General features: G+C 48.8%; 4 protein-coding genes and 1 pseudogene. 1 reads left to right on the forward strand and 4 read right to left on the reverse strand.

What is annotated here, in order from left to right; genetic code table 11:
* The first annotated feature begins 16 nt into the window (after window positions 1–16).
* Entirely contained in the window at window positions 17–1,768 is a 1,752-nt protein-coding gene (locus FVR03_RS12155; RefSeq protein WP_147922021.1) for a M14 family metallopeptidase, read from the forward strand.
* Between the two features lie 185 nt (window positions 1,769–1,953).
* On the opposite strand, the gene FVR03_RS12160 is transcribed toward FVR03_RS12155, so the two are convergent.
* The 4 genes and pseudogenes from FVR03_RS12160 to FVR03_RS24400 form a co-directional block, all read right to left on the reverse strand.
* Entirely contained in the window at window positions 1,954–2,427 is a 474-nt protein-coding gene (locus FVR03_RS12160; protein ID WP_147922022.1) for a Dps family protein, read from the reverse strand.
* Window positions 2,428–2,644: 217 nt separating this feature from the next.
* Window positions 2,645–3,415, reverse strand: coding sequence for a 3-keto-disaccharide hydrolase (locus tag FVR03_RS12165; protein ID WP_147922023.1), 771 nt, complete (start codon window positions 3,413–3,415; stop codon window positions 2,645–2,647).
* Window positions 3,416–4,011: 596 nt separating this feature from the next.
* On the reverse strand, window positions 4,012–5,952 hold the full coding sequence (locus tag FVR03_RS12170) for a c-type cytochrome (RefSeq protein ID WP_147922029.1): 1,941 nt from the start codon (window positions 5,950–5,952) through the stop codon (window positions 4,012–4,014).
* Between the two features lie 32 nt (window positions 5,953–5,984).
* Window positions 5,985–7,104 (reverse strand): annotated as a pseudogene (locus FVR03_RS24400) (hypothetical protein); the annotation flags it as partial.

A 7,104-nucleotide genomic window follows, 5' to 3' on the forward strand; every position in this document is an offset into this window, starting at 1 on the left:
TTCACCTACATCTACCATGTTTCTTATCTTACTACTTTCCAACTTATTACTCAGTTCCTCTCCCGATACGCTCGACCTAAAAACGCCGTTCGAAAAAGGGAATGGCAACCAAACCGCCACCTACCAGGAGGCAATTGACTGGTACAGGCGGCTCGACCAGGCATACGAGGAGGTCAAGATGGTGCCTTATGGCTACACCGACTCCGGCAGGCTGCTGCACCTGGTCATCGTTTCTGCTGATAAAGACTTTGACATTGCTTCGCTGAAAAAGAAAAACAAGCGGGTGCTGCTAATCCAGAACGGCATACACCCTGGCGAGCCCGAAGGCATAGATGCTACCATGCTGCTGGCCCGCGACTACCTGCAGCAAAAAAAACTGCGCCAGCAACTCGACAAGGTGGTACTGGCCATAATACCGGTTTATAATATTGGTGGTGCACTTAACCGCAACAGCCACACCCGCACCAACCAGAACGGCCCCGAGAGCTATGGTTTCCGGGGCAATGCCCGCAACTACGACCTAAACCGCGACTTCATTAAAACAGACTCCCGGAATGCGGTGCTGTTCCACCATATTTTCCGCGACTGGGACCCTGATGTGTTTATGGATAACCACACCTCCAACGGAGCCGATTACCAGCACGTGATGACGCTCATCCCGACGCAGCACAACAAACTGAACCCACACCTGGCCAGCTACCTGCAGCAAACCATGTTGCCAACGTTGTACCAGGGCATGAAAAAAGACAACTTCCCGATGGTGCCTTACATGGACCTGAGAGGCGACACGCCAGAGTCAGGAACAGTGGCCTTTCTGGAATCGCCGCGCTACTCTACCGGCTATGCTGCCCTCTACCACACCATCGGGTTTATGCCCGAAACGCATATGCTCAAGCCCTTCGAGCAGCGCGTAAAGGCAACCTACCAACTCATGCAGCACATGATCAGCACCATAAACCGCGACTCCGATAAAATTGCTGCAGCCCGGGCCAAAGCTAAACAGGCGGCACTGGTACAGCAGGAATTCCCGTTACAGTGGCAGCTCGACACCAGCAACGTTGAAAAAATTCCGTTTTTAGGGTATGTCGCCAAATACAAACCAAGCGAGGTTACCGGCCAGCAGCGTCTGTACTACGATCGTTCTGCACCATACGCCACCACCATTCCGTACTACAACACTTTTAGCGCCACTACCAAGGTGCAAAAACCGGTAGCCTATATCATTCCGCAGGCCTGGCAGCAGGTAATAGAACATCTAAAAACAGAGCAGGTGCAACTGAAACGGCTTCAAAAAGACACCACCATTACGGTCGACAATTATTATATTGCTGACTATAAAACGAGTCAGCGCCCCTACGAGGGCCACTACCTGCACTCCGGCGTGCAACTGGAAACGCGCTCCATGCCACGCCAATTCATGAAAGGCGATTATGTAGTGTACCTGAACCAGGAAACAAACCGCTACCTGGTCGAGACGCTGGAGCCGCAGGCAACCGACTCTTTTTTTAACTGGAATTATTTTGATGCCGTGCTCATGCAGAAAGAGTACTTCTCGTCGTATGTGTTTGAAGACCTGGCGGCGGAGATTCTGCAGCAAAACCCGCAGCTGCGCCAGGAACTGGAGACTAAAAAGCAGCAGGATGCCGAATTTGCGAAAAATGCCCGCGCCCAGTTAGAGTTTGTTTATCATAATTCGCCACACTATGAATACACGCATAACCTTTACCCAGTGGCCAGGCTCATGCAGCCCCTGAAACTGCCACTATAAAAACAGCGCGAGCCACTTAAAGGTGGCTCGCGCTGTTTTATGTATAAGAATGCTCTTCCAAACTTTTTTCTGGAATTGTATGCTCCCTGCAAAGGAACTATAAAGCGGCCAGAGGCCGCGGAGAAGTCGTCACGAGCGAAGACGCTCGCGCCATCATAATTCTAATTTTGAATTAAGCAACGCTCCTACGCCAGGTAAGCGGAGTACATCCAAACCAGCTTCTCCTGCTCCCGGATGTAGTCGCTCATAAGGGCATTTGTTCCTTCGTCGTTTGCCTCGCCAGACAGGGCCAGCAATTCGCGCTCAATTTCCAGGAGTACGGTAAAGCCATTTAAAACTTCCCGCACTGCTGTATCACCATCCGATACATCCGATACTTCTTTTATAGAAGCGTGCGCCAGATACGTGGTAAAGGTATGGAACGGCTTATGCTCCAGCGTCAGAATTCGTTCTGCAATCTCATCTATTTTCAGGATGGCATCGTCGTAGAGTTCTTCGAATTTGGCATGCAGCTCAAAAAATTTGTTACCAGATATGTTCCAGTGAAACCCCCTGGTATTGATGTAAAACAACTGGTAATTCGATAACAACAAGTTCAGTTTATCAGCTAATTGCTGTGCCTGCACCGCATCGATTCCTATTAAATTTTTACTTGCCATAGTTTTTTAACAATATAGGTTTAGTTAGTAAAGTCTTAAAGGTAAAACGCCATCACTTCTCACCCAATGACATCGGTCATAGGTAATTTTGGGTTTACCTGTAACAGCCAAAGGGTATTTGTGGTGTCACTTTCTCTGTACGTCAATAACAAATATTGTTTCCTTAAAATAAAAATAAGGCTGTAAAACTCTTTTAAACTTAGAGGCGCCGCTCCCTCTATAATTCCCTGATCCAGATGTTGCGGTAGGCAACCGGGTTTCCGTGGTCTTGCAAGCTAATAGGTGCCTTGCCATGGGCCTTGTATTCTGGCAAGCCTATATATTCAGTTGGGCCTTTTATTTCTACGTTGTTTTGTACCAGCACACCATTATGCAAAACTGTTACACGGGCCGGCGTAAAAAGAGTGCCATCATCTTTAAACCGTGGAGCGGTGTAAATAATGTCGTATATATTCCATTCGGTGGGTTTGCGCATGGCGTTCACCAGCGGGCGGTGCTGCTTGTAAATACTACCTGCCTGGCCGTTGGAGTACGTTCTGTTGTTATAAGAGTCTAGCACCTGCACCTCGTAACGGTCCTGCAGAAAAATACCGCTGTTGCCTCTGCCCTGGCTCGTTCCTTCTACTTTATCGGGTGCGCTCCACTCTATGTGCAACTGAAAATCTCCGAATTCTTGTTTGGTGGTAATATCGCCTTTACCCACCGTAAAACTACCATCTTTTACCTGCCAGCCCGCGTCTCCACCTCCACCTTTGGCTTTCCATTGGCTTAAACTTTTTCCATCAAAAAGTATAAGGGCATCGGAAGGCGGTGCCATTCCCATTCCGGGCGTAACCACGCGTGGCTCAGGCTCCCAGAACTCCGTCATTTCGGGTACCATTTTAGGCGGAACAGGCACTTGCTGAGCTTGTGCAGTGGTATAGGCAAAAAGCGCGACAGCCAACACTGGCCAGTTCAGATATCGTACAAATACGTTTTTTTCTTCCATAGATATTTATATTTCTCTTGAATCCAAGTCTGATAAAGGGCAATTAAAAAGGATCTTTCGTTTAATTTCCTCATGATAAGTAGGAGAACAAAATTACTTGCATAAGAACAGCGTCATTACTTATCGGAATTAATAATTTGATTTTTCCAAACATCAAATTATTAATCTTATATCGTCTCACTTAGTAACTGATGTTACGCAGTAGGAGCGGCGTTAGCCTGGTAGCGGCGTTACACTGTAATGCCGTGGCTGCAGAACGAACAAGGCCTTTCTGTTCGCTGTTATGGCTGTTAATCCATATTATTTCATAGTTGGAGTTTAAAGCAACCGGCTGGCAACGGCCTTACAGTGTAACGCCGTTGCCAGCCGGTTGAACTCAACCTATAGCAAAAGCGCCTCCTGAACAACAAATAGTTTTAATTTTTGGAAGGTAGTCTCATTTAACCGCAATTGTGTAACATCAGTTAGTAAAGCTGTCAGAACAAATCTGCAACTCCTAATGAAAAACGGATGAAAATACTTCTAAACGGACCATTGAAGTACCTTTTTCAACATTTCTAATTTAGCGAAGCTCCTTAACTCAGAAACCTTCTCGGTTACTTTAAGGAGTTTATCCACTCGGCAATTTTAAGGGCTTCGCTGGTAGCCACTTGTGGCATTGGCGGCATGGGTGTTGCATAAGTGGGCCAATTCTCCGGCTTCGGATTATGAATAAGCTCCACAATCTGCTTGTTTGTATAGTTGCGCCTGGCAATTTCGGCAAACGAAGGTCCAACCTGCTTTTTGGCAGGAGCATGACAAGCGGTACAGGTGTTTTTTACAAGTAAGGGCTCAATATCTTCAAACACCGGTTTTTTGGCGTTCGCAACTGGTTTTGCCTTAGCTTGTGCCAGGGCATTGCTGGCTTTGGCAGGAGCAGCAGGCTTACTGGCCACAACTTTAGAAGAGTTACGTGTACTTACCTCCTGTAAAGCCAGCTTCTGGCCATCGGGTATATGGTTTAGGGTGTAATAGGCCGTTGGGTGCACGAGCTCATTGTAACTTTCGTGTGCCCGCACACCAGCCAACGTAATGGTATGGATGTACGATTCCCGTAAATTATCAACTACCAGCCGCACCTTTAGTCTATCTTCAGAAACCTTTACACCTTTTATGGCACATTTTTCCTCGTTAACCGGAGGGCTCCCGTAAACTGCCTGGTATTTGTAAATAAAGCTTTTAACGCTATAAGAAGCCAAATCCTCAGCGGTTTTCTTATCTACAGGCAGTGTAAATTCGATTTCGAACCCATCAGGCATCGCCTTGATGGTGCGCATCTCAAACGGCACACGGTTGTTCCAGACAAGCCGCTGCAGCCCTTCGTTTGCCTCGCCGGCAGAGCCCCAGCCACGGTTCGTTTCGCCTACAAAAAGCGACTTATCTTTTGCCCACTCCATGCGCAGCACCCCCGACTGGAAACCACTCCTGAAATCGATGACAGCCCCCTGGTATTCGCCTTTCACTTTTTCCAGCATCACCCGCATAATTTTACTCTGGCCCTGGTCGCCTATCAGTACCTGACCACCGAATGGCCCTAAATAGCCTTCCGGAATTTTAAGCAGCTCTGAGTTTGATATGCCCATGATGCCATGTGGCAACCAGACAGCAGGCAGGCGCATTTCCGGGAACTCCTTCATCAAATCGAACATGGTCCTGAAGTCTTCGTTCTGTCTGTTCTCAGGCTTTGCCGATTTGCCATTTTCGTCAACATCTAGCCGTGGGTCTACTTTGGCGTGCACCTGCTCGATTGTCATTTTTATAGGAGAGTTGGCCTGGCTGCTCCACCTTAGGCCAGCCGGATGCGCTGTAAACACACCTTTCTTCAGATGCCAGATTCCTCCGGAGCCAACCCAGTCGCCCTGGTTCTCGGAGTAGAAAACTTCGCCGTCCAGCATACCCAGGCCTGCAGGCGACCGGAGGCCAGTGGCCCAGGGTTCCATTTCACCATCATCGGTTATGCGCAGCAGCCAGCCACGCCACGGCACCATACTGATAGCATGCCACCAGGCCTCGCCGAACCCTAAATTGGTAGACACGAAAAAGGATCCGTCTGGGGCTAGTTTAGGCCCAAAGCTATACTCGTGGTAGTTTCCGGATAAAGGCCAGGCAAACACCGTCTCGAAAAGATCTGCCTTACCATCGTGGTCGGTATCGGTCATTTTTGTAAGTTCGCCGCGTTGGGCGCAATACAGCGAGCCATTTTTATAGGCCAGCCCCAGCACCTCGTGCAAACCAGACGCAAACTTCCTGAAATGCGGACGGGCGCTGGTCGGGTTTTCCACAATAAAAATATCGCCTCTCCTGGTAGAAACCCCCAGGTCGCCATTAGGTAAAACGGTTAGTCCTCCTACTTCCAGCAAAGTACCTTCCGGCGAACTGATTTTCATTATTTTATAAAAATCCTCCTCCTTTGGCGACTCCTGCGCTGCTGCGGACCAGCAAAACCCAACAGTAAGTACCACAGAAAAAACAACCTGGCGCAGCAGTTGCTTCAACATTTTGTTCTTATTTATCGACATCGTGCCTAACTTTAATATAATATAGAGTAAACTACCTTTTGCTGAACAGGAAGCAGTAGTTCCTGCTGGCCTGCTATGGTGCGTACTATCGGCTTTGCTCCGCCCGTGTCCTCCAGCCTGATATAGTAAGATTTGTCATCTATCAGGTAGAGGCCTTTGCCAAGGTCTTCTATCTTAGCTGCTCCGGCTACGCGCAGAAACAACCCGGCAGTTGCAGGTTGCAACGCTATTTCGCGCCGGATGCCCTGCCCCTTCTCCAGTACCCTGAAAGCATCCTGCACTGCCACACCATAGGCCTGGTACAAAAAAGTAGGCTGATCATCAGCGCTGAGTTTATACCCTTTCGGGCGATAAGAACTTCCGGTGGTATCGGTTACCCAGGCTGCCTGGCTGTTGGTTAGCCGGCCTAAACTAAGAGTTGGTTTTCCGCCGAAATACATAACAGAGCCTAGCGGCCGTGACGAGCCATCGCCCCGGTCGTGCCACATAGGCGTTGCATCTATAAAACCACCACGCCAGAGCTGAACGAGGGAGCCATGGTCCAGGTCGTAGGTATAATGCAACTGTGTAGGACTCCCCACCGACACGGCATGCGTTACACGATGGTTGCCAGGCATATCCATAAAACTGCGTAACACAGGTTTTTCCTCGGCAGCCACCAGAATAGGATCGGTTACGTTTGCCAGACTTGCCTCCGGGTTGCTGAGCAGGAACTCCCGCAGGCCAGGGCCGGCTACTTTAACTTCCAGGGCTGGTGTGGCCCAATCCATGTACTTTGTATAAAGCACTTCGAAGGGTACCTTTGCTTGCGGTAAGGTCGTATTGCCCCTGCCTCTTCCCTCCCTCATCGGAATTACCTGCTGATCGTTTACCTTAAGGGCGCCAGAGCCACCAGGCACGTTTATACTGAAACTGTAATCTCCTGCCTCTTTTACATCTAAAATGCCTTTGTAGCTAACAAGAAACTGGTTCGAATTGTAGTTTAGGTTAGCAGTGAGCGTACCGGAAGCACCTTCTGCCTCTGGTGGCAACTTACTGTAATCTTCCTTTCCGTTGTACCGGCCTTTATAGATTTTATAAGCTATTTCGTGCAGTTCCGGACGTGGCTTCTTAAATTCTGTAATCGTTATA

This window comes from Pontibacter qinzhouensis (assembly GCF_008017455.1).
GTDB classification, from domain to species: Bacteria; Bacteroidota; Bacteroidia; order Cytophagales; family Hymenobacteraceae; genus Pontibacter; species Pontibacter qinzhouensis.